The following is a 24,681-nucleotide window of genomic DNA, read 5'->3' as shown; positions in this document are numbered from 1 at the left end:
CTGCTGAATTTCTTCTGGAGTCATAGATTTTTCCTGTTTTTCTTATTTTTACAGCAATTTTCTCTACTCACATCACCAAGCATTTATACTCAGGGCAAAAGTGGGATGCTCCCCTAAAACTACAGTTATTAACTCCTGTGATTTTTCAGTTGCGAAGCGATTAGGATGTGCTTTACTGTAGTTGAAATTATACTCAGAAAGTAGTTCATCTTGTTCTAGTACTGTTTTAAGATCTTTGATACTGCTCATAATCTTTTCTCTCCTTATTGGTAGCAAGACGGGCACTGACAATTCGGATTATCCGGTTACGTTCTGTAAAACTAACTACGAGAAGATAGCCCCGGCTATTGTGGCCAATAATAATCTCCCGCTGCTCGTCGGTAGAATGCCATTCGTCGTTAAAAATATAAGCTAGGAGATCATAAAATACCGTCTTTACGTCCTCAAAACTAACCTCATGTTTACGAGTGTTAAGTTCAGCCTTCTGAAAATCCCATTCAAATTGCAAATTCATTTTAACCCACCATCTGTCTCTTCGTCGGCTCCGTAATCCGGCTCAGGATTTTCAACAACGTCGATTTCCCCGCCCCACTGCGGCCAATAATGCCAACGCATTCCCCGCGCTTCAGCTCAAACGAGATATCCCGTAATGCCACATGACTAATCCCCCCTGACTGGTGAGTGACTATGTACTTTCTGTCCAAATTTGCCACCCAGAGCATCAAGTCCGACATAAAAATCTCAGTCGAAAACCGATACCCATTAGCTTACTCAACAAAACTCCAACGGCGATCGGCCTTAACAAACCGTTACTCCAACCCCGTCCAATAAAATTCTCAGATGCGACTCGCCTATTTGTATTTAAATAAAATAACAAAAACATCATCAACTAAGCTCGACTTTATCCATTCAGAGAGCATAGCAAAATAGATGAATCTAAGTATCAAACAATTGGGTGGAAATTTTTACTACATGGGTGTTTCGGGGGGATGTGGGAAAAGTCTGAAATCGCCACAACTGTCGCCGAACCAAGGCCAGAGCATCGACAAAAGTAGGGTACTGCTTGGAGTACCAGGCGGCTTGAGGAAAAATCCAGGGAGAGTCTGACTGAGAGTGGTGAGCAAAGACGGTCACAAGGTCAAACAACGCTAACAGAGCCGGAGTGGTGCAGAGTATGACTTTATCGGACCACTGCCTCTGAGTTTGAATGCCAAGATGTGCCCGAGCCTCCTCAAAAGTAACTTCCACCTGCCAGCGTTGTCGAAACCATTGGAGAATTTCTAAAGGGGTTATGTCTAAATCAGTGCAGAGTAGAGCTTGAGATTGATATTGTCCTTGAGGAGCCCGGACTAATACCCAGTGAATGGGAACAGGGGGCATGCCCGTTTTGTACCAGACAGCGGTGTTGGAGGTGAATTCGAGGGGGTAATCAGACTGACCATACCAATCAGCTAGTATTGCAGTCTCCCAGCAAGTATCTAGGTCGTCAAGAATAGACTTAAGACTGGCTTGGTGACTGGACCAGATGGCACGATTTAAGACCCGATGATAGCGTTGAAATTGTTTGTCTTGTGCCAAACCCATCACCCACAAAATTGATGTCACCGTCCGCTTTTCTGGGGCAAGGATAGCTTCTATCAGTAAGACTACGGCTGAGGACCACACTTGCCCAGAGAACAAGCATCGGAAAGCAAAAATCAGAGGTAAAAATGTCTGTGGTATCATTGCTTTCACGCCTCGATTCATTATTTAATCCGATCTTCCACCCATTTCTTTCCCCATGGATAAAGTCGAGCTTAGAGAAACCGAGGGACTTTAACCAGTGTTTCAGCCTAATCAACTCCCAAATTGAGATAAATAGTGCTGTTACTAATGGAGGTGGAGCCAGGCTCTTGATTAATGGTCAGGGATCGTAAATTTTTAAACAGGGGTTTGAGGGACAACTCTAATACCCTCAGCACCGGCAATTGTTGGCTAAAAAATGGTTCTCCCCTTTGCCAATCGAGGTAAACGTAACTGTCATCGGGCAGAGTGGACAATGCCTGTTGAAATTCCGGTTGATCGGCCAAGGAAGGACTGGTTTGGTCTAACACTTGGGACAAGGCTTCGAGGGAACTAGCCAAAATCACCCGATCGCCGACTCGGCAATGGACGCCCCTAACCTGAGTTTGTAGGCTGGTAATATTCCGCTTGGCTAGGGTTTGGAGACTAGTCCAAGCCAATATCCGTTGTCCCTGTAGATCCAAAGTTGATAATTGGTAACCAGCGGCGATCGCCAATTGATCTAAGTGTTCTAAAGCTAAGTCAGTGGCGGCGGCATCTCTGTCCCGGGCGGCAAAGACCCAATCACTTTGGCTGGGATTAGTTTTGGGCAAAAAGATTAATTGATAATCGCTCTGCACCCAAGGAAAAATATCAGTGGTTAAATCCAAACCTAGGGGCTGTTGCCAATCATTAACTAACTTGCTCAATGCCTGTTGGAGGGGACTATGGGGGGCTAAGCCAGTGGCCAACTGTTGCCATTGTTGAGCTAGGTTTTGCCCATTAATGACTAAGCTACTGCTGGGGGGAAGATTAACTAAATCAGTCGTGATGGAAGATTCCTTAGCTGTTTCCGGCTCCGCTCCCCCCCTTGGTACCCCCGTTAAAGCACTGTGGGCCACCAATCCCTGGGCTTGGAGAGACAAGGCCACCGTTAGGGTTTGCTCGATCGCCGTTTGGTCAGAATTTTTCTCTATGGCCGGTCGTTGGCCAAGCCAAGCAGAAAGAGCGGGAAAATTAGCATAAACTATGCCCAACTTTGGTTCGTTCAAACTAGCTAGGGCCTGTTGGTAAGTTTCGGTTTGGGCCAAGCTGAGGGAAGGGGCCTGCAAGCTATTCAATGCCTGGCGTAAAACCTGGGGATGATTGGCAAAGAGGACATAGTCTCCCACCACCGCACTGGCCAGTAAATTGCCGTTGGGCACCGGGCTAACGGGGTGTTTATAGGTAATCTTGACTCCCTGGTAACGGTCAAACACCAGATCCGTATCTCCGGCGATCGCCGCAGTGGCGTAGGACAGTTGCAAAAATTCCCGACTCAGTTCTGGATCTTGGCTGTGAACCACCAATAGATACCCTGGTTGAGCCCCATTGGCCCCATTGTGGTCGTAATCTAAATCCGTCACCGCCAGGGTAACTTCCTCCCCCAACCAGGGCTTCACTTCTTTGCGATAATCCAGTCCCGTTTTAGCCAGCAAACTCTGCTCCAAATCCGCCAACTCCCGATGGGATCGACGCCGCCGCCCAGGATTAACAGCCAATTGGGTAAAGGCCTCCAGGCGATCGGGATTGACCAGCAAAGACACCATAATTGGTGATTGGCCAGGAATTAACCCTGGGGCCATGGGGCCACGGTTCACCCCTCCCTGGGTCAAATTAAGGGGGCTATGGCCGAGCACCAGGGCAGTGCCCCAGCCGGCTAAAGTCAATAAGAAGATTGCAACGGCGGCCAGTAGAACGAAAAAAGAACGGGGTTTCACAACGGACTGATACCCTCTTGCGACAATTCCTTCCCATTATCGGGGCTGTCGGCGGCCTTGCCCGATCTTTTTAGCTGTTTGGGCGGGAAAAATCGCTAAATAAAACCGGTTGTAAAAACCTCTCCGAAGCCGGTTCAGCAAAGTTGGCTTCCTGTTTATGGCTTCCTGCCAGAGTTTCTGCCGCAGGGGTCTCCATTGGCAACTACGGGATCGTTCGATCAGGATCAGGCACAACACTGGTTTTTGGATATGGAATATTCACTTTTTTACTTATTTTGTTTTTTTTCGGCAAAATCCGCCGGTAAACGATCAATTTCAAAGTATTGGTGAAATTTGTCGGTGATCTCCAACCAATAGGATCGTCCTTCCGTTTGCTTTCTTTTACGGACAAAACCCGCTTCCACCAATTCCTGCACCTGTTGGTAGGCCCCACTGCCCCGTAGTTCAATCAATTCTGTTTGCAGTAGGGGGGATTTCATGGCGATCGCCGCCAGGGTACGGAGGCTAGCGGTGCTGAGGTCGGCGGGGACAAAATCTTGGATCAAATGTTGAAAGGCGGCCCGCAGTTGTAGGCTGTAACCCTGGTTTGTTTCGACAATTTCCAGGGCACTGTCCCGGTGGGCATAGTCCTCCATCAACTCCATCAGAGCATCCTCCACTAAAGGCCTTTCCTGGCCACTGATGCTGACCAAATCGGCGATCGCCACCGGTTTAGCCTGGAGATAAAGGATCGCTTCAATGGTGGTGGCAAGGCGCATTGGACAAGGAGAAGTATTTGGGGGAAGAGAACATCAGCGGCCAATGAGTTTCATGGCTTGGCCAGGACATTGCTTGATCACTTCGGGGCGCAACTTTTGGCGCACATTGTCGGCATTCAACAAATCTCTACTACCCACTTCCGTAATCAAATAGGCCCTAGCAGCATCCCTAGCCACATCGGGGGATTTCCCTTCACTGAGAGCTTGGCAGATTAGTCTGGCCGCCGTTTGTATCTGAGCTTGGGTTGGTTCCGCGGCCATGGCTGAAAAAGTGGGACTAAGGACAAGGGGAGCGACAACGGTTAAACCGAGGCACCTTAATATTCCAAAGTGAGATCGATTGCCCATAATAACCTCAGAAATAGTTGGGAAAACTCGTCCATCCGTGGCCATCAAGCCCCTAACCAAATAGCCGCTGGAGACGCTTACGCACCCAGTTCATAATATTACTATCTTCTTCCTCCAAAGCAAGGAGGCCCTTGGTGGCCAGTTCTTCTTTGCGGCGCATTAACTCCCCTTGGTGTTCCCCCAAAGCATTGATAATGGCTTCACGGAAATCAGGGTTAGTTTGTAGTAACTGTTCAAACTGGGGAAACCGCACCACAAACAAGAGGCATTTTTCCTTGGCTTTGACCGAGGCGGTGCGAGGAATACCCAACATCAAGGCTAACTCACCAAAGAAACTACCGGGGCCCAAGCTGGCCAGCACCCGGCCTAACTTGTCGGTGTACACTTCCACCAGCCCGGAAATGACAATGTAAAAACCGTCGGCGGGCTCCTGTTCCCGAAAGAGCACTTCCTCTGGTTTGAGGGATTGCAACTGCCCAATTTCCACCAACTGGCGAATTTCCAACTCGTTTAAACTACCAAAGTAATCGCTGGATTTTAAGACTTGACTGAGGGAAATTATTGGCTCTTGTTTCCCCTGGTCAGACGGAATTGGTAAATCTAAATCTGGCCGCAGATATTTGGCGATCGCCTCGGGATTTTTTAGCCACAGTTCCCGTTGGGGCCAGGGAATGCCAATGCCATTACGCTTAAAGTAAAAACAGATGGTGTAGCGCAGGGCACTGAGAATTTCCGGGTGCTGGCCCATGTATCTTTCCTCAATCCAAACCCAGAGCTCAAATTCCAAGGCATTATCGCCAAAATTCTGGAAAATAACCTGGGCTGGGGGAGTTTTGACCACGCAGGCTTGGCTATAGGCACACATCAACAGGGTTTCTGTCACCAATACCGGCTCCGTGCCGTAGGCTACCCCCACAGATACGGTCAAACGCACCGTTTCCGTTTCGTAGTGATAGTTAATCACCTGATTTTCGATCAGTAGGCTACTGGGCAAAATCACCTTGGAACCATCCTTGAGCCCCACCACCACCGCCCTGGTGGAGACTTCCCGCACATAACCCTGGATGTTTTGAAAGCGGATGTAATCACCAATTTTCACCTTCTGTTCTACTAGCAGGGTTACCCCACTGACAAAATTACGGGTGACATTTTGCAGGCCTAAACCAATCCCCAGCCCCAGGGTGCCCCCCACCACCGTGAGGGAAGATAGGTTAACGCCACTAGTTTGGAGCATGGCAATGAACAAAAAAGACCCCATGCCATAGCTCAACAGATTGGCCACAATGTAGCGGATGCCTTGCTCATAGATAAAACGCCGCAGAATAATGCCCCGCAGAACCCGGTTGAGGTAGTGGGTTAAAACGAATATGGCCAGGGCCGATAGGACTAACTGGAACAAGTCCAACAGGGAAAGTTGGGTGCGCCCAAAATTCAGAGTGGTGGCGTCGAGGGTATCAAAAATTTTGGAGAAAGCAATGGCAACAAAGGGCATGAAAATTCCATGAAAGTTGACAAAGGCAAGTTCCCGTGGGGACAGCCATAAATATTTGGCAAATTGACGACAAATCCGCTGGTTAGACCTAGTTTCCCCGATTAATCTATCTCTGGATAGACGCGGAAAAAGACCTGAAAGTCGAAAGTAAAGGAAGGCATGGGCTGAAATTCGCCATAATTTAACTTAGTTAGCTAAATTACGGAACTAACAGCTATTTCCTCTTGAAGGCTAACCATTGCTTCTAATAAATACCTAAGCGATCATCTCCCTTTCTCCTCTCCTTTCCCATCCACCCTACTCTATGGAAATTCAACTCATCAACATTGGCTTTGGCAATATCGTTTCTGGCAATCGGGTTGTTGCCATTGTCAGCCCGGAATCGGCCCCCATTAAAAGGATTATCAGCGATGCCAAAGAACGTAGTCAGTTAATTGATGCCACCTACGGCCGGCGCACTAGGGCTGTGATCATTATGGACTCTAATCAAGTAATTCTCTCGGCTATTCAACCAGAAACTGTGGCTAACCGTTTTGTGGTGGATAAGGATTTTAAAGAAAACGCGAAAAAGTAACCCGCTGATTTGCCGAACTCCTGCGGCAATTTTGACCAGCCCCCCAACTCCGTTTAAAAGGGGGTGATTCTATCGGAAAGGGGATCGAAATATTTATCGATCCTAGCTTGACGAATATCCCCTCCAAGCCCTGGCAAAAAAGGAAATTGAGATTGGGTGTTAGTCAACGCTATTTTGTCTCCACGTCAGCGGCTGACAATGCCCGACCATTGCACTTCTTTGGTGTGGGTACGGCGATAGGAGAAAAAAAGTTCTTCCATTTGGAAGGTGCAGTGGGGGGCCACCGCAATTTGTTCTGGGGACAAACCTAAATCCAACAGTTGCAACTCATTAATACGGCGCACATCGAGGCGACATTTTTCTGGTTGTCCATCGGGCAATACCGGCGGATTGGCCATGGTGGATAAATAATCCCATTGCTGTGCTTCTGTGGTTAATCTTTGCACCGCAGGCACACTCTGACCTACCTCCAAGGCCACCCAGGGGTCCACTTGGTAGACCTCTCCGGCGATCGCCGGGCCGAGGGCAATGCGTAAATCCCTTAAATCACTACCTAGGGCGAGAAATTTGTCGATGGTTTTGGGCACAATTCTGGCTTTGGTGCCCCGCCAGCCAGCATGAACCGCCGCCACCCGTTTGCTAGTCAAATCACCGATCAACACTGGAGTACAGTCCGCACTGGCCACCCAGACCCCCTGGTGGGGAGCGTCACTAATCACGCCATCGGCCGGAGGATGAACACTATCAGGGGCGGGGGGTGTTTGACTAATTTCCGTTGCCGTTAGGGCCACGTCCCCATGCACTTGTTTGACTCGCAACGCTTTTCCTTGGGAGTCAAGATAATTGATTAGTACTTCGGGTAGCTGGGGATAGAAGGCCCTAGTGAAAAAGCCATGGGACCAAGGAGCCAACAAAGCACAGGTGAGATAGGGTGAACCCTTGATGTTTTGCCATCCCCAGAGATTGTCCCCCATTGTCATCGGTCTAGCCAAAAAAGTTGTGATGTTTGAGTGGTTTTAATTTCGACGGCGGATCGGAAGTGGTGGAGGTTTCCGCCCTAATTTGTTGGCTCAAAAGCCTATTCTTAGTGCCCATAACCTAATTTCACCTGGTCATCCTAGCATGGCCTAAGTTTTCCGTAAATCCGTTGATCCCCCTAATTGAGTCGGGGGAAACGTAAATTGAGCAGAATTGATTGGATATAGTTCAAAAAGCTATTGGCCTGGCGGGCCTGGAGCCAAATTTTCCCCTGGCCGGTGAAGCGGCACAGTCGACCCTTACCGCCCCACACATCCCCTCGTAGGCGATCGGTAGCTAGCCCTTCCTGTTTGGTCATTTCGTAATCCAGGGTATCTTCAAATGCAACAATATAATCAGGGTTATAGGCCAGGTTGCCATCGATGGAAATCTCCACCAAACCACCGTAGAGGCTAAACCACAAATCCCCCTGTCCGACTAAACGCAACAAAAAACTCTCACTATCGTTATAAAAATGCTTCATACTGGCGAAATTAGTGTCAATTTTCACCGTGGGTTGGCAGGCAAGGAAGTTATCCGCCCGTAGATAAATACCCTTTTCTATGGTTAAAAAGTGATGACAAATATCCCCTGGTAAAGCCGGTGCTAATTGGAGGTGACCAACGTTTTGTTCCGCCGTAAATTGATTGAGAAATAGGGCGTCTGTACCGAGAGCTTTGCGTAGAATATCCAGTAGTCCCCCCCGTAATTTGTTAACGAAGAGAATATAACGGTCCATGGTGGTGACTACGTTGGCATCGACAAAGACAATTTGACCGGGCTTTATAGTCAGCTCCAGGGTAGCGTACAGGGCATGGCCATTAATACTGTAGGGAAGATTAAATTCATCATCCATGGGACGCCCTTGACTGTCCGCCCCTGCTTCCCGGGGATGGGCAAAGAGATGCTGGGTGTAATCCTCTTCCAAATCCTCTTCAGGATCAATCTGTTCCAGACTTTGTTCGAGCTTTTCTAGGGATTCTTCTTCCATCATGGCGGGACAGGTTTTAGTTACAGGGCAATGGCATTAGTGGTTCCGACTTGTGATTTTACTGATTTAGCGCAGTTTGAAGTTTTCTGGTTTGAGCTGGTGACCCACTTCCTGGGCAAAACTGCGGGGACCATGGGTTTGGCAAAAAATTGTACCTGTGCCACTAAATTCATAGAGAATTTCTTGCTTGGGCACTAGACGTTTGGGCCATGGACGCAACTCCTGATATTGCTTGATTTTGAGGCTATTATCAAAGGCCACCACATGGTCAGAGTTGACAATTTGTTTGCCATTCACTTCCAGGGAATACATGGCCCCAAAGGAACTGATTAACACATCTCCAACGCCCACCAAACTTAGCCAGGAATAGGGTTCTTTTTTGGCGGCGGATTTGTAGCCCATGAAAATGTCCACCTTACCATCGGATGCCAGGTAGGAGCTCTGGCGCACAATTAATTTCCTGCCCCCCAGTTGATAGTGCCCCAGGTTGCCCACCAGCGCAGGGGCTAAGTAAATTTCGCCGCCATTTTCGCCGGCTTGATAATTGTTTAAAAACATGGTTTTAATTTGATTGCCCCGGCTGGTCTGTTTCCCTCCCCCATCGCTGGTGCGCCGCACGGAACTTTGCACCGAGATATCTTGACTCATGGCAATTAAAGAGCCATTCTGGGCCGCTAATTCTTCGTTGGCCTCCAGGATTACCCTGGCGATCGCCGTTTGGGGGGAATTGAGAAGTTTAATTTTCATAGGGCAGGCTGGGGAAAAATCAGCGCAGTCGTAGCCGGATAAAACGACCTAAACTACTTAAACTGCGGGATTGCCAATAGATATTGCCGGTGCCCTGTAAACGGGAACTCAGCCCCCGACCGGACTGCAGATCACCGATAATTCCCCTGGGGAAATTAACTTTGAGCTTAAGCTTGGGTTGAAACGCCAGTAAATGGGAATGTTCCACCACAAAACTCTGGGGGCAGGATAACTGGTTGAGGGTGCCGTAACTACCAAGGAAGACGCGGCCCTTGCCCTGGAGTTTCAAACCGAATAAACCCTGCCCCGCCCACCAACTGGAGAAACCAAGCCAATGCATCCCCATATTGACACCGCTGGTATGGGCAACATGCACTCCAGGGTTGATGAATATGCCATTTTTGGGTAATTCTAAGCGAGTCAAATTTCCTGGTAGGGCTTTGCCTAAGGTAAAACTCAACGGTTGATCGGTGGGGTTATGGATGGCGTTGACCATTAAGTTTTCCTTGCCCAATAAAAACCTAGCCAGGGCCCTCAGCCAGCCTCCTCCACACAGCCGGCTAATTATCAGTCCCCCATCCATGCTAATTAGGGAACCGGGGTTAATGTAGAGCCGTTCCTTGGGTTTGAGGGTAACGGCCAACACCGAGTTGGGATAGTGGCGAATTTTGTAGAGCACGGCTCAGCAGGGGAAGAACAACAACGGAGCAACATTGATTCCATTTTGAACCAATTAGCCTCAATCTATACCAAACCAAGACTAATTTGACGGGGCTTAAAACTTAAAGTCAGTAGCCTAGGGGCGCGCTGTAAAAGTGCAATTCTCCACAGAAAAATCTCGTTGCAATCCTCCATTTACTGAAGAGACTTTTGCCAAATGCTTCCCCATCAGGGGCGGTGGAAGCATTAATGATCATTTTCGGGCTTTTTGAACATACCCGGCTATGTCTCCAGAGATAGGTTGACCGTCGCCAGGGGACAATTCTGGGCATACACTAGGGAGCAGTGTGAAACGTGTGAGGATTGTGCCATGAATTCTTTCTGGGGGACTTGTCGTCAAAAGCATTGGTTAAATGGAAATTTACCCAAATCCTTGGGCAAAAAACGTCGGCGACGGCCGTTCATAGTTCTCCTCGCTTTGATCCTAGCCAGTAGCGCCTTAACCATTGGTTTGGCTCCCAATAACCAGGCCACTGCCCAATATGCTCCGGTGGCGACCAGTTCCAGTAATCCCTGGCAGTACGCTTCTTTTCCAGTGGAAAATTTTCAGCAATATACTTCTGGGTTTGGTCCCCGCCGGGCCCCCACTGCTGGAGCTAGCACTTTCCACAATGGTTTGGACTTGGCCGCTCCCCTGGGAAGTTATATTCGCAATTGGTGGCATGGCACAGTGGTGGAAATGTCGGACCATACCGGTTGTGGAACTATGGTACGCATTCAATCCGGTGCTTGGCAGCATACTTACTGTCATTTAATGGGACGGGTGGAGGTCCACCAAGGCCAAAGGTATTTGGTCGATCGCCAGGGGGGCATTGTGCTTCAACAGGGGCAACAGGTGGTAGCAGGAATGCGCATTGGTCGGGTGGGGATGACGGGCCGCACGACGGGACCCCATCTGCACTGGGAACTGCGCCATAACGGAGTTTTAGTAGATCCGGCCCTAGTGCTACAGGCCATGTACGGCGGGGCAATCTAGCCCAAATAGGCCAGAATGGTCAATGGCCCTGTTTTTCAGTTTTCTGCACCGATGACCCCAGACTCCCTCCAACAATTACTCGCGGCGATCGCCAGCGGCCACACCAGTAGCCAAGAGGGTTTTGAGCAGCTTAAACATCTCAGCTTCCAGGCGATCGATGATTTTGCCAAAGTGGACCACCAACGGCAACTGCGGACGGGCTTTCCGGAGGTGGTGTGGGGCCCCGGTAAAACTCCAGAACAAGTTGAGCAAATTGTCCAAGCCTTAGCGGTGCACAATCCGGTGGTGATGGTGACTAGGGTGGAGCCGGCGGTGGCGGATATTTTAGGAGAGCGCATTCCCCTGTTGCACTACTACGCCCAGGCCAAAATCTGCGCATTACTGCAAACCCCTTTACAGGTTAAGCATCCCGGCACCATTGGGATACTCAGTGCGGGCACCGCAGACTTACCTGTGGCAGAGGAAGCGGCCACTACAGCGAGTCTGTGCGGTTTCAAAGTGGAAAAACTCTGGGATGTGGGGGTGGCAGGCCTGCACCGGTTATTAAGCCATCGGGCCTTAATTCAGTCCATGGATGTGTTGATTGTGGTGGCAGGTATGGAGGGGGCCTTGCCCAGTGTAGTGGCGGGGTTAGTGGACTGCCCTGTGATTGGAGTACCCACCAGCGTCGGCTATGGCACTAGTTTTGGCGGCGTGGCTCCCCTGTTAACCATGCTCAATTCCTGTGCGGTGGGGGTAGGGGTGGTCAACATTGATAACGGCTTTGGGGCGGCCATGTTGGCCGGACAAATCCTCCGCACCGGCGATCGCCTAAAATCAGCTTTGCCCCACGGTGGGCAGGGCCGCTAGGAGGGTTGTGACGCAATGGCGAGCTTTGTCGTCCAATTTAGTCCAATCCACCTCCCCTTGGTCATTGAACAATTGTTGGTCTATTTCCGCCGTGAAAACTTCATCCTCGTCCGGCAGCTGATCCCCAAAGGGCTGGGGCTGGTAATTGGCAAAACACACCTGAAAACATAAATCCCAAATGTTGACCCCATAGGTTTGCCCCTCATTTTCCAGAATTAACCGATGCCCCGGTATGGGTTCCTCCACCTCTTCGTAGCGACTACGCCAGGGACAGCTTTCCAAGCCTTGCCGCAGATGGTCAATGGTGCGGATCAGGGCTGGTTGCATGAGGCAATCCGCCTGTTCCCAGGCCTGGACTGTGGCAAATTCAGGTTTCATTAGTTCGATAGATTAAAATGCTTGGGACTAAACCCTTCCCTGCCATGGTACCAGTGGCCATATCCGGGGGGAATTACAACGGCGTTCAAGGGGATTTCGTCGGACAGAAAGCTCCGTTTTCGGGATAAACTTCCTGGGAAAAATCAACGGACTCCACAACGTCTAAAGCCGCAAGGTCAAACCCACATAGGGCCCATTTAAATTCAGGGAAAAGTCAAAACCATTGTTGCCATTACCCTGCCCGTATTTCAAACTATAAAATTGGTAGCCCAACTGGATAGCCACGTTTTCCCTTAAATAGTAATCTAGTCCTAAAATAGCTTTCCAGTTCCAATCCGCCTCCCCCGATAGGTCAAAGCCGGACACATCCCCCCGGAGCCAAAGGGCCAAGGTATCCGTTAACTGCACCCCCAATTTTCCCCCCACCAAGGGATTAATCCAGGTACGGCTAGCGGTTTCATTAATTTGGAATTGTCCCCCCAGGGAAATTAGAGAACTGTTGTAGTTGTAGTTAGTGGTCTGGTCCAAGGCGAGGCTGAGATTGATTAACCTGGCTCCGATGTAGGGTTCAAACCACCACTGGGGATAACTTCGGTTTTGGGACCCTGAACCGTAGACGGGACGGGCGTTGCCAAAATGGTAGCTAATGGCTAGATCAACAGTGGTTTCGCTAACGGATAAATCAGTGTTGGTATCAATGCTTAAATCCCGTTGCCCTGCCCCGTAAAGTTCAGCCTGAATGGCGGCAATTACCTCCTCTTCGTTGGCTAAAATTTGGTCTAATTCGGCTAAATCTTGTAATATATCAGCAAAATTTGCATTATTTTTGAGCGATTGCAGGGTAGTCAATGCGGTTTGTAGTTGCACTAGGTTTTCCTTGGCATTACTGTCTTGGAGGGTTTGGATAATTTCCCCTAGGTGGGAATCCTTAATTTCCTCGAGATTGGCGATCGCCTCCCGCACTTGACCCACCCTCTCCCTGGTTTCCGCCAATTTTTTCTGCAATGCTCCGAGATCTTCCCTGGAACGCAGATTAGCAATGCGGCTTTGAATTTCCGTCTGTAGGGTACGCACCGCCTCCAACTTATCCTGGGCTGTTTCGACCCGGTCAATAATATTTTCCAAAGTGGAACGGTCCCGATCGCCCTCAATTTGTTTTATTTTATCCAGTCCCCCCAGGGCAATTTTGGCCAAATCCCGGCGGTCAATTTCTTCTAGGGGTAATGTGGCCAGCAATTGTCTAGTCTCTTCCCGCAGGTTTTGCAACTGGGAAGCAAAGGTTTGGATTTCCGTCACCCGTTGTTGCACCCGGTCCTCTAGGCGATCAATGGAACCGATGGCACTGTCCCGAAAACCCTGGATGGTGCCCAAGGCGGTCTGGAGTTGGGTTAACTTTTGTTCGATTTCCCGCTCACCAAGATTCCCCTCCTCCACCATTTTTTTCAGTTCATTAATTTTTTCCGCCCAGGCTCCGATGGCCTGTCGGTCAACAGCATTACCTAGGGCTTGCAGCGTTTCAATTTTGGCCGAAGCTGAGGCGATCGCCGCCATCAACTCTTGGCGATCGGGAGCCGCATTACGCACCTGTTCAAACTCAGATTGAATTTGGGTGAGACTTTGGTTAATATCACTTTTCTTTTGCTGCAAAATGACCGACTGATCGGCAAGAATACCACTAATTCCATTCAAACGATTATTTATATCTGTGTTGAGTAAATAATTGATTGGGCTAAAAGATGCTAAACCGGGAAAATTGTCCCGCTGACCGGTGGATGCTCCTTTTAAATTGTAATAAAACCCATCTAAAATGATGCCCCAATTACCGTGCCAAGCTTCGACTCTGCCCCCAGCATAAACTGTTAATCTCTCCAATATGTCCGCAGTGGTAAGGTGATAATCACCCTGAACTCCCCTAATTCTGGCTGATCCATAGGCGTTAATAGGCAGGACTGCACCGGGGGTAATAAAAATTTGCCAACCGCTATTTTGGTCAGTGCTGGCTGTTGGGCTAGGGCTGGGCTGTTCACTATTCTCTCTGTCAGTCAACTGTTGGGTAATGCCCTCCGGATAGAAGCTATTTTCTGGATTTATTGCTGGTAAAAGAGTTTGTTCTTCCTTCTTTGTAGACTCGATTAACGCTTGGGCTGTAGGCTGTTTTAATTGTGACGGCTGGCTTTTTAAATCTTCGGCAATTGAGGCACTGGCATTCAGGTTATCTTTGGAATCGAGAGAGGTTTGCCCTGGTTCCTGGTTTAATTCAACAGTGCTCAAATCAGCAAGATTTTCTACTATAAAGGGCTCTAATTGAATTGAATTTTCTAATAGTAAGGCATCATTTAATTCCGCCGTAGCAGGGGTAAAGTTGGCAAAATCGAGAATTTCATTAGCTAAAACAGAGCAGGGAATTATTCCCGGCAAACTAAGCGTAGCGAAATAAAGTAGCCAGCGAAACACCTTCATATATTTTAATGATCCAAGATAAATCGAAAGGAATTAAAAATAGTCTAAATAAATTAACTAAATGTAAGATAATTTGTCAACTAATGACAAACTGTTTATCGGTTTTGTGGTCAAATATGGCTAGTGCGAATGTGACCAGTTTTATGTCTTTTAGTAGCATTTTTCAGCATGATAATTTTAATATAAATTGTCTGAAAGTCTATTCTAAAATGCAAAAAATGAGAATTAATTGTCCCTAGGCATCTTATTAAGAGAGAAGATTAACAAAAATTCCTCGCTGTTACTGGAGCTCCAGTGGGTCGGTTGAAAAGGCGGACTAAATGCTTATAAAAGATCTCGAAGTAACGCCTACTATAATTAAGTAAACACAGATTTTAGTAATTTAACTATTTTTTAAGATGGATAACTATTTCCCCCGATTGAAAAAACTTTTTGGCCCCGTTACATTTTTTTTGACTGTTGCCTGTTTAGTTTATCCAGGCGAGAGTGCCCGCGCCAACGGTAGCGTCCCTAACCCCTATGTGGTGGCTCAAACTGGGGCCAGTCCATCGGTAACAGTGGAGAATCTCAGCGGTTTTCAAGGAATCATTACCGCTCTCAATGTTACCCCCGACGGTGAATACTTAGCCGTGGCTACGGCCGACAACCAAATCACCCTGATCAATTTAGCTAACCAAGAGGTAGTTTATAGCCAAAGGAGTCCGGTCAATAATTTTGCTGATTTGGCTGTCAGTGCCGACGGCCAATGGTTGGCGATCGCCGCTGACAATAATGTTGATATACGCCGGGTGCGGGACGGCATGAGGGTGAAATCCCTGGCCGGGCATACAGAGAAGGTCAGTGGTGTGGCCTTTAGCCCCGATGGGGAAACCGTTGTGAGCGTTAGCGGTGGCGATCGTACCATTCGCATTTGGGAGCGGGAATCGGGCAATCTGGTACAAACCCTAGCGGATAACCTCGGCCCCACCACTAGTGTTGTTTTCACCCCCGACGGCGGTCAATTCATCACCGGGGCGATCGGCCAGGACCGCACCATTAAGTTTTGGGATGCCAACACTTTCCAATTATTGGGCACCTCTCCCAAGCAGCCTGGCTTCATTAACGGTTTAGCTGTGACCCCCGATGGGAGAAAACTGGTGGGGGCAGTGCGGAATTTTGTCAAAGCCTGGAACTTAGCCGATGCCAAAGAGTTATTCACCGTCAAAGGCCCCAGCTTAGAAATCAATACCATCGCCGTTTCCCCCAATAATCGCTGGGTAGCCACTGCCAATAAGGAAGGAACTATCATGATCTTCGATTTAGTCAACGGCAAACAGGTTACGACCCTGAGGGGACACCAAGGCTGGGTTCTTTCCCTGGCTTTTAGTCCCGACGGCAATACTCTCTACAGTGGTGCGGAGGATAAAACCGTGAAAATCTGGGACCTGAGCACCCTTGCCCGCTAACTTAGAGGTTGAAATTGAAAAATAATTAAGACCCCTGGGGATAAACCCGGCCTTTCCAGCCGCCCCCCGACCCCGCCAATGTTGCCAAGCGGAATCGAGGGTCATGAGGCTATATAACAGGGCAATTAACGGTAGGGTGGGGGGAGTTGGCAAAATAGGGCAGTTGGTCGTATAGACGAGGGCAAGCCACGGCCAACTGCTGGGAGCGAGAACTATCCAACGCCTTAGTAAAATCTATGAATTGACTCTGGAGTTCTGTTAATTGCTCAAGGGGTGATCGGGGACGTTTGAGAACTAAAATTACGGCCTCAATTTGTTGAATTAAAGCTCTATTCATGCCATTGTTCTGCTTGTAGTTTAATAAATTTTTTAAAGCTTCATTAACTACCACCTGTGGCAACATGTCTAGGGATAAAAACTGTGGTGACCAAAGTATATTTTCACAATAAAAAGGAAATTGATTTCTTTGGCACCAATCAGCTAAATCTAGTAATCCAAAAATATTGTAAGCTTGAGGGGTAACACGGATGGAGACCCTTATACCTGCTCGATAATAGGCGATTATGTTCTTCTCAACCAACTTCCACTGGGAAGGATAACGAATATATTCTTGCAATGCTCCGTAACCATCAAGACTAAAAGCTAATTCCACAACCCTAAATTCTTTTAACATTGTCGGAAGCTTCTTAGCATAAACCATGCCATTGGTCGAAATATATAGTTCAATTTGAGAAGCATGACCTCCTTCAATTAATCTTTCTAAAACTTCATAAAAACGATGCTGTAATAATGGTTCTCCGCCGGAAAATTGCAAAAGTCTTAACTCTTGAGGAGAGCGAAAGAGCTCTTCTAAAACTTCTTCGTTGCTGCTCCAGGAATTCGGGTAAGGGAGCAGACTGCAAAATGGCTCATATTCTCCGTTTTGACCATAGCTTTGCCGAGTGATTGTCAGATTATCAACCTCCACCCAACAACCCTCTTCCCTTAGGGATAGAACTAATTCAACATTGTCCTTGTTGAGCTTTGGCTCCAAATTCCAGTGGACTTGCCAGGGCCCAGAAGGCAAGGCTCTTTCAGACAAATCACCAGACTTATTTTGCAACGATAAAGTGAGAGTTTCCTGCCCATAATTCCAGCCCTGAAGATTTAAACCAATCGTAGCCCCTCCTTGATCTGGAAAACTTATTCCAGCGGTGCCACTCGCAAGTTTTCTCGTCCATTGACTTCCCTTTAGTTGACAGTCTCCCCAACCCCAGTAGTAAACACCTCTGCGATAATGAGGCAACAACTGCTCAGACTGGGCCAGTCCACCAGACCATTGGTGATGAACAGGATCAAGGGCAATTTGGGAACTAAAGTGGGGAGAACACATCCGACATTTTAGATTGCATCGATTCCCTAGCCAGAGGTGTAAAGCCCTTGGAGGCAATATTCGATTATCGGAACTAGCCATAGTTTTGACCATTGCTAACAGGTCATCCTGATTAGCTAACCCTAAAGATTGCAGATGTAAAGAATCATTCATTAACTGACGCAGACTAGTACCGCCCTCCTCCTCAACGGTGTCGCATAGTCGGCAAGCAGGCACAATTTGTCCCGCCAGCATCTGGTCTCGAATCTCTCGATAGATAGGAGAGTTCCAAATTTCCTCCAGAGTGTGATGATGGATCGACAAGGAGTTTCCCTGAACTTGAAGATCCTGGTAGCTACGACAACACAAGCGAGCCCGGCCATCGTTGAGCAACATGGCTTGAGTAAATGGCAATACGCAAAATGTAGATGAAAGCATTGAAAATAAAGTAGCGTCAGGTAATCGGGAGCCCTAGTTTTCGTTTTAGCCGAAACCATTGGGTTCGAAGACGCCAAAATTTGCTGGTTTGCATAGCTTCAATTTCCGCTCTGGCCTCAGTCAAATTTTGAAGAGCTTGTTGAAATTGACTGTCTAACTCTCGGGCCAATTCCTGTTTCTCTGTTAGGGTTTTGTGCAAAGTATATTGGGAATTTTTCCACTGCTCATTGAGAGCTTTAATAGTTTGCTCGGATTGTTTTAATTGGTCTTGGAGCGTCTCAACCTTCTGCCCCAAAATTTCTGTTCGCTTTCGATCCCAATTTTGGGGTGCCTGCCATAAGGAAGCAAGAATTTCCAAACCCTTCTGTAGGCCAATGACTACTTGATCTAAGTCCTTTTGAGTGTGGGCATAGCAAAGATTAAAAATTCCGTAGGTGCATACTCCTTGAGTACTTAGTTCGCGGATCAAAAGATTTTTGCAAAAGTCTGGACTTAGGGAACAGGTGGGTGAGAACCAAAGCTCAGGGCGGCAATCATGGCCCACTAATGCCGACTCTATGCCATAGTTTTGACAAAGTTGATCATAGGAGTGTTTCAAAAATCGCCCCTTCTCAGCCAGCTCAGAGCAAATTTCTCGTTCTACAATTTCACTAATAGTGGCCACTGCCGCCACAATGGATACTGCCTCTAGACCAAAAGTCAGACCGTAATTAATTTCAGATGCCTTTGCCATCAGGGATTTACCACCTGCTAGAATTGCTAAAGGCAGACCGTTAGCAAGGCACTTGCCGTAACAGACTAAATCCGCTTGGATTTGCCAAAATTCCTGAGCTCCCCCGGGGGCAATTCGAAATCCAGAAACGACCTCATCAAAAATTAGCAGTGTTCCTGCTTCTTGCAATAGGGTGTGGATTACTGTCAGGGTTTCTCGGTCAGGAATGGGCCAGACCATAGGATCAATGATCAAACAGGCCACTTGCTGGGGATGGGCTTTTAAAATTGCTGCCACAGTCTGGACGTCGAGGGTGTCTAGTGTAACAATCTGAGCTCTTTGGCTTTCTGGTACCCCAGGACAACAAAGAGATGCCATATACCAATCCTGGACGCCATGGTAACCTCGATGGAGAACAATGTCCCTTTTGGTAATGTGACGGGCTAAGCGTACCGCTGCGGCCGTGGCATCAGAACCATTTTTAACCAGATGAATAGCCTCAACACCTGGAACTAGACGCAATAACAAGGATTCTAACTGATACCATTCTGGCCCTACCCATCCTGTATTCGCATATTTGGCAGACTGTTCCGATATGGCCTGCGCCACCCTCGGATGGCCGTAACCTAAAATATTGGAACCCCAGGCCGACATCATATCAACGTAGTCCACATGATTGGCTCCCACAATATGACCCTCATAGGCGTGGACAATGGTATGGGGGAAATCCCGATAGACCTCTTCCGGTGATAGAACAGGGGGAGATGGCGGCGAAAATTGATAACCTTCTCCTGGAGAATAAGCCAAAAGTTTTTCAAAGCGAAAATCCTTCGGTTTCCCGATCGCCAGGGATTGCTTTAACCAAAGGGAAAGACCATCGGATGTCAACTGGGGAGCAAGTTCTCTACTTTGATGAAAAATAAAATCACGAATTTCTGGTTGACAGAGCTTCTCCACTGCCTGTTTGAGTTCTTCCCCGTCGTAGTTACAGACCAAACCTAGTTGAAATTTTTTTATGAAGTGGGCACAGCTAGAATCGGGGTTGCCCAGAACAATCACTGGGCGATGAACAGCTGCCACCGCCAATAGAACTCGCCAAAGGCGGGGATTTTGATCTGAAGATCCGACAGTCCTAATCCCCACCGGAATAACCAAATAGGGGTAGCTCCTCAGATTTTCCACCAGTTCTGATTCGGCCAAAATCCCCCGAGGATGCAAACCCCATTGCTGAACCCATTCAGGATGTGTTTGCAGATCAGTGAAGGGATCTTCTTCCGGAATCCCAGAAGCTCCATTGTACCAATCCAGACTAATGCCAGCGGTAGTCAGGGTTATTTTTAGCGATTCTATTAATTCTGTAGGTTCTAGAGCACCGATTAAAGCGCCAACGGAGTTGGGATAAAGAATGGCATCTTTGGGGAGAACTGGGGGATCAGCCATCAATGCTGGACTGACAACCGAAGGTAGTAGCCAAAATTTCAAGCCATACTTATTTTCATAGGCTTCTCGGATTTCTGGATGGGTTACTAGACGGAGACTTGCTTGAGACAGAAATTCGGTCATTAAGTCGTCCCCAATATCATTAAAATTGATGTTGCGATCCTCCATCAAATGAATCGCCATTGGAGCTCCACAAATTTTCTGAAGACTGAGGGCCAAAATAATATCTTCAGAAAAATAAGGAACACAGTAAATTTGCTTTACCCAATGTCCAGAAATTTTTTGAGCAACCATATTTAAGGCTTCCTCTCGGGATAAGTCCCTGACATTAACGCAAAAATCTAAATCTCCAAATTCCTGAATACCGCCATACAAGTTCAGGGAGCGCAAAGATATAATTTGTTGTGCATCAGTCAATAAGCGTGCGATTAGAGAACCGCTTCCATGTTGATTATTAACTTCACAGGAAGTAACAGTGGCCAAGGCTTGAGTAAGGGGTTGAGCCATAGTTTTAGATTGGTCTAGAGCGGGTAAAAAAGTGAAATTGACTCCGTAAGCAACCAGAGATTGATATAGTCTTGGACAAGCCACAGCTAGGGATTGCTGACGAGATTGATCTATTTCTTTCGTGAAACGGCTAAAACTATTTTGTAAAATCTGTAATTGTTCTTGGCTTGGACGAGGGCGATTAAGGGCGGCAATGAGAGTTTCTACGTGCCAGAGATTGGCCGGAGCGCATTGCTTATTTAAATAGCCTTCCCATTCCTCTAAAGCTTCATTGATAACTCCCTGGGGAAGCATATCTAGGGAAAGAAAACGAGGTTCCGTTAGAATATGATCCAAATAAAATGAGAGTTTTTTATCATCGCACCAGCGGACTAAATCAAGCAGACTAAAAATATTATAAGCTTGAATTGTTGGTCGAATAGAAACCCGTAAATTATCCTGTTTAAAAGCTAAAATATTAAAGCAAATTTTTTCCCAACGACAAGGGTAACGAATATAATTTTGTACAGATTCAAACCCATCAACGCTAACGGCTAATTCCACATCTTGAAACTGTTGTAATAACCGGGATATTTTCTGACTATATTTAGTTCCGTTGGTGTTGATATAAAGGGAAATATGGGAAGCAGCATCTTGTTTAATCAGCCATTCCAAAATAGGGATAAAGGAGGGATTAATTAATGGCTCTCCTCCTGAAAAGTTAATAAAGCGTAGGTTTTCGGGATGGGCAAGAACTTGTTCAAAAACGGTTGCTTCTTGTCCAGACCAAGCCACTGAGTTTTCTCCTTGGGAGTTGCCTCCATACCAGCGGGAATGAACCGGATCCTGGGCAATGCTGGAGCTATATTGTTGGGAACACATACGACACTTGAGATTACAGGTATTACCCAACCAGAGATGCAAAGCGGAAGGAAATGGCGCTTGTCCTTGTTCATTTGTGATAATATTCCCTATTTCAGCTTCCAATTCTTCCCTAGTTTGGGGAATCGTTCTAGTCGGGAAGTGAGCATTGCAAACCTGGCGTAAACTCGTCCCGCCGTCCTGTTCTTTTTGGTAACATTTTTGACAAGAAGCAGCCTTTTCTCCAGTCACTAGTGTATGGCGTAGTTTCCGGAAGTAGGCAGAATTCCACGCTTTATCCAGATTCATATTTTCGAGGGAAAGAATTTCTCCTTCCGATTCTAAATCTAGAGCCAAAGTTTGACTGCATAACTTTATTTTGCCTTTGTTATCAATCACAGTTTGATAAAAGGGCAAAATACAAAAAGTTTTCGAAAAATCTAACGCGACAGGGTTAGCTTGATTTCTAGTTAAGGAGCGGGGGGAGTCTGGTGTTAAATTCTGGCTCGAATTAAAATCCTGAATTTGGAAAGCACTTTGAAAGTGGGAAGCTAAGATAGGATGATCTTGGTAATGTTTAAGTATTTGTTCGTGATTTTCCACTAGGGTTGTTAGATTGCCTTGGGTTCTTTTTTCAAACATTTTGGGAATGACAATAGGATCCACTCCGAGATGGGCTTGAATTTTAGTTAGTGTCGCATCCCAATTAGTTACTAAATCGGTGTAATCAACCCAGAGTTGTGCTTCTTGGGCAAAAAGTCCCGTAAAGTAATTCTGACCAGAGCAGTAGTATTGATAAAACCAATCAAAATACCAAGTTTCGTAGGTCAAACTGGGAGAAGGGGGAGGATTATAGGAACCGGGAACATACCAAATTGGGGAGTGGACATTGGGAGAAAACCAAATATTAGTTGTCATTGCTACCCGAAAACTGATAGCTGCTTCAACAATATTTCTAGTCAAGACAATGACCCGTAGATCTTGTTTTGAGCGGAGATAATCCCAAACTGAAGAATTGTGCCCCAAATGGTCATACATTAATTTGGTGCCATCGAAATCTTTAAAGAAAGTCTGGGCCAAAAGGCTGAGGTCGAGGCAATCGCCATCTAATTTTTTTTGATCATTTAAATAGCTATCTTGATGGCCGTAAAGATTCTCTAGGGTTTGCCGACGCCAATGCACCCAGGGATCGTCCCCTTCCTGTTCGGGATTAAAAATATCCATACCCTGACAGATATTAGGGTGAGTGCCAAGGGCCGTGATGAGTAGAGTAGAGCCGGTACGAGGATAGCAGAGAATAATGAATTTCATTGCCGAGTAAATATGGGGAATGACTTTGACAAAATAAGCCCCCCATCCAACGGCGAATCAGACTGCCACTTTACCGACCATGAGCAGATCTTTGACCATCAAATATTCTGGGGTTTTTCGAGAATATTAATTACCACAAAACTAACCCCAGCCATCAATTAACTCAATAATATTCCCAAATTTCTTAATAGGTTTTAAAAGATAATTAAGACCCCTGGGGATAAACCCGGCCTTTCCAGCCGCCCCCCCGACCTCGCCAATGTTGCCAAGCGGAATCGAGGGTCATGAGGCTATATAACAGGGCAATTAACGGTAGGGTCAAACCCCAAAGCCGAGAGCGCCCATAGAATTTTAAGGTCGGGCCATAGGCGATCGCCATTAAGACCCAAGTAAAAGATCCTAATAAAGCCAGAGGTAAATCGCCCCAGATGATTGCCAGCATTAGAGCAATGGGGGCGGTTAAATAAACCAAAGCCATGCCTAGAAGAGTGCCTAGTAGCAGCAGGGGATTGTAATCCAATTGGGTATAGGCAGTGCGGCTAACCATCTGCCAAATGGTTGCTAGGCGATCGTAGGGCCGTAAGCTCCAATTTTCCTTAGTTAGCCCCAACCAAATAGGTAATTTTTGGGTTTTTACCTTCTGGGCGAGGGTGCAATCATCGATTAGTGCTTCCTTCAGAGCTTGAATGCCACCAATGGTTTGTAAAGATGACCGTTGAATGAGAATACAGCCCCCCGCCGCTGCCGCAGTTTTATGGTGGGGATTATTCACCAACGGGAAGGGATAGAGCTTTTGGAAGAAGAAAATAAAGGCTGGAATCAGCAATTTTTCCCAAATACTCTCACAGCGCAACAGTACCATCAGGGATACTAGGGCTAAATTTTCCCGCTGGGCTTTTTCCACCAAAGTTTTAATGGTTTGGGGGCCATGGGCAATATCCGCATCGGTGAGGAAAATATACTCGGGCCGGGGTTCTGGACTTTGCTTGTCCGACTGCACTGTTTGCCAGCCCTGCTCCACCGCCCATAATTTTCCCGACCACCCAGGGGGTAGCGGTTGCCCCGATACCACTTCCAGGCGATCGCCATGGCCTAAATCGGTGGCGATACGTTGGGCCACAGTGCCGGTGTTATCACTACTTTGGTCATCCACCAAAATGATTCTTAATGGGCCAGGATAATGCTGTTGCAACAAACTGGGCAAACTTTGACCTAAGACGCTGGCCTCATCCCGAGCTGGAATAATGGCCGCTACAGGGGGATAGTCCTTTAACGGCGATGGCTGATCAAAGTTTAAAACCTGATCACAGCGCCAAAAATTTCCCCAGCCCCCCAGCAAAAAGCACCAAATCAGGCAGGAGATTACGGTAATTACGAAAACAAAGGTGACCATTTGTCCACCTACAAATTCTTTTCTAAATTAGGCGCAAAGGACAAGCTACAACTGCACACCTGGGCGGCATTGGGGTTGGTGAAGCGGAATCCTCCCCCCATTAAATCTTCGGCATAATCTAATTTGAGATTGTGGAGGTAACCTGCACTCTGGCTATCGACCAACACCGTCACCCCGTCACTTTCATACTCCAAATCGTCAGCGGTAATTTCCGGGACAAAATCCAAATGGTATAACCAACCGGCGCACCCTCCGGGCCTAACTGCGAGGCGAAAATGGTGGCGGGTTAGTTGGCGACTGTGTTGCAATCGTTTAATTTCCTGGGCGGCACTGGCAGTCAATTGCAGCATAGGCTAACGCAATGGCTCAAAAAGAAATCGAGAAATTAGACATAAAGTTCCATCTGCCATACT

22 protein-coding genes are annotated in these 24,681 nt (G+C 47.4%); 4 read left to right on the top strand and 18 right to left on the bottom strand.

Annotated features, from left to right (window positions below):
- Nucleotides 1-72 precede the first annotated feature (72 nt).
- The 8 genes from H6G45_RS15280 to H6G45_RS15245 form a co-directional block, all read right to left on the bottom strand.
- Nucleotides 73-249, bottom strand: a complete 177-nt coding sequence (locus H6G45_RS15280; protein WP_190599257.1) for a hypothetical protein — start codon at nucleotides 247-249, stop codon at nucleotides 73-75.
- Nucleotides 227-514, bottom strand: coding sequence for a BrnT family toxin (locus tag H6G45_RS15275; protein WP_190599256.1), 288 nt, complete (start codon nucleotides 512-514; stop codon nucleotides 227-229). The genes H6G45_RS15280 and H6G45_RS15275 overlap by 23 nt, the downstream gene beginning before the upstream one ends.
- 1 nt (nucleotide 515) lies before the next feature.
- Nucleotides 516-722 (bottom strand): ATP-binding cassette domain-containing protein, encoded by a 207-nt coding sequence (locus H6G45_RS15270; RefSeq protein WP_347338277.1) that lies wholly within the window; start codon nucleotides 720-722, stop codon nucleotides 516-518.
- Between the two features lie 214 nt (nucleotides 723-936).
- A complete protein-coding gene (locus tag H6G45_RS15265; protein WP_228016890.1) occupies nucleotides 937-1,665 on the bottom strand; it encodes a hypothetical protein in 729 nt (242 codons plus the stop codon).
- Between the two features lie 167 nt (nucleotides 1,666-1,832).
- Nucleotides 1,833-3,521, bottom strand: a complete 1,689-nt coding sequence (locus H6G45_RS15260; protein WP_190599253.1) for a DUF3352 domain-containing protein — start codon at nucleotides 3,519-3,521, stop codon at nucleotides 1,833-1,835.
- A 266-nt stretch (nucleotides 3,522-3,787) separates the two neighbouring features.
- Nucleotides 3,788-4,279, bottom strand: coding sequence for an SMC-Scp complex subunit ScpB (gene scpB, locus H6G45_RS15255; protein ID WP_190599252.1), 492 nt, complete (start codon nucleotides 4,277-4,279; stop codon nucleotides 3,788-3,790).
- A gap of 33 nt (nucleotides 4,280-4,312) precedes the next feature.
- Nucleotides 4,313-4,627 carry a hypothetical protein gene (locus H6G45_RS15250; protein WP_190599251.1) on the bottom strand — a complete coding sequence of 105 codons (315 nt, stop codon included), beginning with the start codon at nucleotides 4,625-4,627 and terminating at the stop codon, nucleotides 4,313-4,315.
- Between the two features lie 52 nt (nucleotides 4,628-4,679).
- Nucleotides 4,680-6,119 carry a cyclic nucleotide-binding domain-containing protein gene (locus H6G45_RS15245; protein WP_190599250.1) on the bottom strand — a complete coding sequence of 480 codons (1,440 nt, stop codon included), beginning with the start codon at nucleotides 6,117-6,119 and terminating at the stop codon, nucleotides 4,680-4,682.
- Nucleotides 6,120-6,423: 304 nt separating this feature from the next.
- Here H6G45_RS15245 and H6G45_RS15240 point away from each other — a divergent pair, with 304 nt between their 5' ends.
- The gene (locus H6G45_RS15240) at nucleotides 6,424-6,693 is read left to right on the top strand and encodes an extracellular matrix/biofilm biosynthesis regulator RemA family protein (protein WP_010874197.1); all 270 of its coding nucleotides are present in this window, start codon (nucleotides 6,424-6,426) and stop codon (nucleotides 6,691-6,693) included.
- 185 nt (nucleotides 6,694-6,878) lie between these two features.
- On the opposite strand, the gene pgeF is transcribed toward H6G45_RS15240, so the two are convergent.
- From pgeF to H6G45_RS15220, 4 genes are all read right to left on the bottom strand, one after another.
- The gene (pgeF, locus tag H6G45_RS15235) at nucleotides 6,879-7,673 is read right to left on the bottom strand and encodes a peptidoglycan editing factor PgeF (protein WP_190599249.1); all 795 of its coding nucleotides are present in this window, start codon (nucleotides 7,671-7,673) and stop codon (nucleotides 6,879-6,881) included.
- A 176-nt stretch (nucleotides 7,674-7,849) separates the two neighbouring features.
- Nucleotides 7,850-8,704: a TIGR00266 family protein gene (locus tag H6G45_RS15230; protein ID WP_190599248.1), complete on the bottom strand. Its 855-nt coding sequence runs from the start codon at nucleotides 8,702-8,704 to the stop codon at nucleotides 7,850-7,852.
- A gap of 63 nt (nucleotides 8,705-8,767) precedes the next feature.
- Nucleotides 8,768-9,448 carry a TIGR00266 family protein gene (locus H6G45_RS15225; protein ID WP_190599247.1) on the bottom strand — a complete coding sequence of 227 codons (681 nt, stop codon included), beginning with the start codon at nucleotides 9,446-9,448 and terminating at the stop codon, nucleotides 8,768-8,770.
- 19 nt (nucleotides 9,449-9,467) lie between these two features.
- Nucleotides 9,468-10,127: a TIGR00266 family protein gene (locus H6G45_RS15220; RefSeq protein ID WP_190599246.1), complete on the bottom strand. Its 660-nt coding sequence runs from the start codon at nucleotides 10,125-10,127 to the stop codon at nucleotides 9,468-9,470.
- Between the two features lie 351 nt (nucleotides 10,128-10,478).
- On the opposite strand from H6G45_RS15220, the gene H6G45_RS15215 reads away from it, so the two are divergent.
- Together H6G45_RS15215 and larB are read left to right on the top strand one after the other, a co-directional pair.
- Nucleotides 10,479-11,144: a M23 family metallopeptidase gene (locus H6G45_RS15215; protein WP_190599245.1), complete on the top strand. Its 666-nt coding sequence runs from the start codon at nucleotides 10,479-10,481 to the stop codon at nucleotides 11,142-11,144.
- Nucleotides 11,145-11,195: 51 nt separating this feature from the next.
- The gene (gene larB, locus H6G45_RS15210; RefSeq protein WP_190599244.1) at nucleotides 11,196-11,993 is read left to right on the top strand and encodes a nickel pincer cofactor biosynthesis protein LarB; all 798 of its coding nucleotides are present in this window, start codon (nucleotides 11,196-11,198) and stop codon (nucleotides 11,991-11,993) included.
- On the opposite strand, the gene H6G45_RS15205 is transcribed toward larB, so the two are convergent.
- Both H6G45_RS15205 and H6G45_RS15200 read right to left on the bottom strand, forming a co-directional pair.
- The gene (locus H6G45_RS15205) at nucleotides 11,961-12,371 is read right to left on the bottom strand and encodes a hypothetical protein (protein ID WP_190599243.1); all 411 of its coding nucleotides are present in this window, start codon (nucleotides 12,369-12,371) and stop codon (nucleotides 11,961-11,963) included. The genes larB and H6G45_RS15205 overlap by 33 nt on opposite strands.
- A gap of 162 nt (nucleotides 12,372-12,533) precedes the next feature.
- Nucleotides 12,534-14,831 (bottom strand): hypothetical protein, encoded by a 2,298-nt coding sequence (locus H6G45_RS15200; RefSeq protein ID WP_190599242.1) that lies wholly within the window; start codon nucleotides 14,829-14,831, stop codon nucleotides 12,534-12,536.
- A 398-nt stretch (nucleotides 14,832-15,229) separates the two neighbouring features.
- On the opposite strand from H6G45_RS15200, the gene H6G45_RS15195 reads away from it, so the two are divergent.
- Complete coding sequence (locus tag H6G45_RS15195) at nucleotides 15,230-16,276, top strand: WD40 repeat domain-containing protein (RefSeq protein ID WP_190599241.1); 1,047 nt, start codon at nucleotides 15,230-15,232, stop codon at nucleotides 16,274-16,276.
- Nucleotides 16,277-16,385: 109 nt separating this feature from the next.
- On the opposite strand, the gene H6G45_RS15190 is transcribed toward H6G45_RS15195, so the two are convergent.
- From H6G45_RS15190 to H6G45_RS15175, 4 genes are all read right to left on the bottom strand, one after another.
- The gene (locus tag H6G45_RS15190) at nucleotides 16,386-17,561 is read right to left on the bottom strand and encodes a twitch domain-containing radical SAM protein (protein ID WP_242018190.1); all 1,176 of its coding nucleotides are present in this window, start codon (nucleotides 17,559-17,561) and stop codon (nucleotides 16,386-16,388) included.
- Between the two features lie 520 nt (nucleotides 17,562-18,081).
- Nucleotides 18,082-22,875 carry a twitch domain-containing radical SAM protein gene (locus H6G45_RS15185; RefSeq protein WP_199309800.1) on the bottom strand — a complete coding sequence of 1,598 codons (4,794 nt, stop codon included), beginning with the start codon at nucleotides 22,873-22,875 and terminating at the stop codon, nucleotides 18,082-18,084.
- Nucleotides 22,876-23,080: 205 nt separating this feature from the next.
- Nucleotides 23,081-24,268 (bottom strand): glycosyltransferase, encoded by a 1,188-nt coding sequence (locus H6G45_RS15180; RefSeq protein ID WP_190599239.1) that lies wholly within the window; start codon nucleotides 24,266-24,268, stop codon nucleotides 23,081-23,083.
- A gap of 8 nt (nucleotides 24,269-24,276) precedes the next feature.
- A complete protein-coding gene (locus H6G45_RS15175) occupies nucleotides 24,277-24,618 on the bottom strand; it encodes an iron-sulfur cluster assembly accessory protein (protein WP_190599238.1) in 342 nt (113 codons plus the stop codon).
- Nucleotides 24,619-24,681: the final 63 nt, after the last annotated feature.

The sequence above is a fragment of the Synechocystis sp. FACHB-383 genome (genome assembly GCF_014698605.1).
GTDB lineage: Bacteria > Cyanobacteriota > Cyanobacteriia > Cyanobacteriales > Microcystaceae > Synechocystis > Synechocystis salina.
This window is presented reverse-complemented; position numbering and strand designations above follow the sequence as displayed.

What these genes read in the sequence shown, in the direction of transcription:
- H6G45_RS15280 (WP_190599257.1), bottom strand. Translation starts at nt 249, where the DNA reads ATGAGCAGTATCAAAGATCTTAAAACAGTACTAGAACAAGATGAACTA.
- H6G45_RS15275 (WP_190599256.1), bottom strand. Translation starts at nt 514, where the DNA reads ATGAATTTGCAATTTGAATGGGATTTTCAGAAGGCTGAACTTAACACT.
- H6G45_RS15270 (WP_347338277.1), bottom strand. Translation starts at nt 722, where the DNA reads ATGCTCTGGGTGGCAAATTTGGACAGAAAGTACATAGTCACTCACCAG.
- scpB (WP_190599252.1), bottom strand. Translation starts at nt 4,279, where the DNA reads ATGCGCCTTGCCACCACCATTGAAGCGATCCTTTATCTCCAGGCTAAA.
- H6G45_RS15250 (WP_190599251.1), bottom strand. Translation starts at nt 4,627, where the DNA reads ATGGGCAATCGATCTCACTTTGGAATATTAAGGTGCCTCGGTTTAACC.
- H6G45_RS15245 (WP_190599250.1), bottom strand. Translation starts at nt 6,119, where the DNA reads ATGCCCTTTGTTGCCATTGCTTTCTCCAAAATTTTTGATACCCTCGAC.
- H6G45_RS15240 (WP_010874197.1), top strand. Translation starts at nt 6,424, where the DNA reads ATGGAAATTCAACTCATCAACATTGGCTTTGGCAATATCGTTTCTGGC.
- pgeF (WP_190599249.1), bottom strand. Translation starts at nt 7,673, where the DNA reads ATGACAATGGGGGACAATCTCTGGGGATGGCAAAACATCAAGGGTTCA.
- H6G45_RS15230 (WP_190599248.1), bottom strand. Translation starts at nt 8,704, where the DNA reads ATGATGGAAGAAGAATCCCTAGAAAAGCTCGAACAAAGTCTGGAACAG.
- H6G45_RS15225 (WP_190599247.1), bottom strand. Translation starts at nt 9,448, where the DNA reads ATGAAAATTAAACTTCTCAATTCCCCCCAAACGGCGATCGCCAGGGTA.
- H6G45_RS15215 (WP_190599245.1), top strand. Translation starts at nt 10,479, where the DNA reads ATGAATTCTTTCTGGGGGACTTGTCGTCAAAAGCATTGGTTAAATGGA.
- larB (WP_190599244.1), top strand. Translation starts at nt 11,196, where the DNA reads ATGACCCCAGACTCCCTCCAACAATTACTCGCGGCGATCGCCAGCGGC.
- H6G45_RS15205 (WP_190599243.1), bottom strand. Translation starts at nt 12,371, where the DNA reads ATGAAACCTGAATTTGCCACAGTCCAGGCCTGGGAACAGGCGGATTGC.
- H6G45_RS15200 (WP_190599242.1), bottom strand. Translation starts at nt 14,831, where the DNA reads ATGAAGGTGTTTCGCTGGCTACTTTATTTCGCTACGCTTAGTTTGCCG.
- H6G45_RS15195 (WP_190599241.1), top strand. Translation starts at nt 15,230, where the DNA reads ATGGATAACTATTTCCCCCGATTGAAAAAACTTTTTGGCCCCGTTACA.
- H6G45_RS15185 (WP_199309800.1), bottom strand. Translation starts at nt 22,875, where the DNA reads ATGAAATTCATTATTCTCTGCTATCCTCGTACCGGCTCTACTCTACTC.
- H6G45_RS15180 (WP_190599239.1), bottom strand. Translation starts at nt 24,268, where the DNA reads ATGGTCACCTTTGTTTTCGTAATTACCGTAATCTCCTGCCTGATTTGG.
- H6G45_RS15175 (WP_190599238.1), bottom strand. Translation starts at nt 24,618, where the DNA reads ATGCTGCAATTGACTGCCAGTGCCGCCCAGGAAATTAAACGATTGCAA.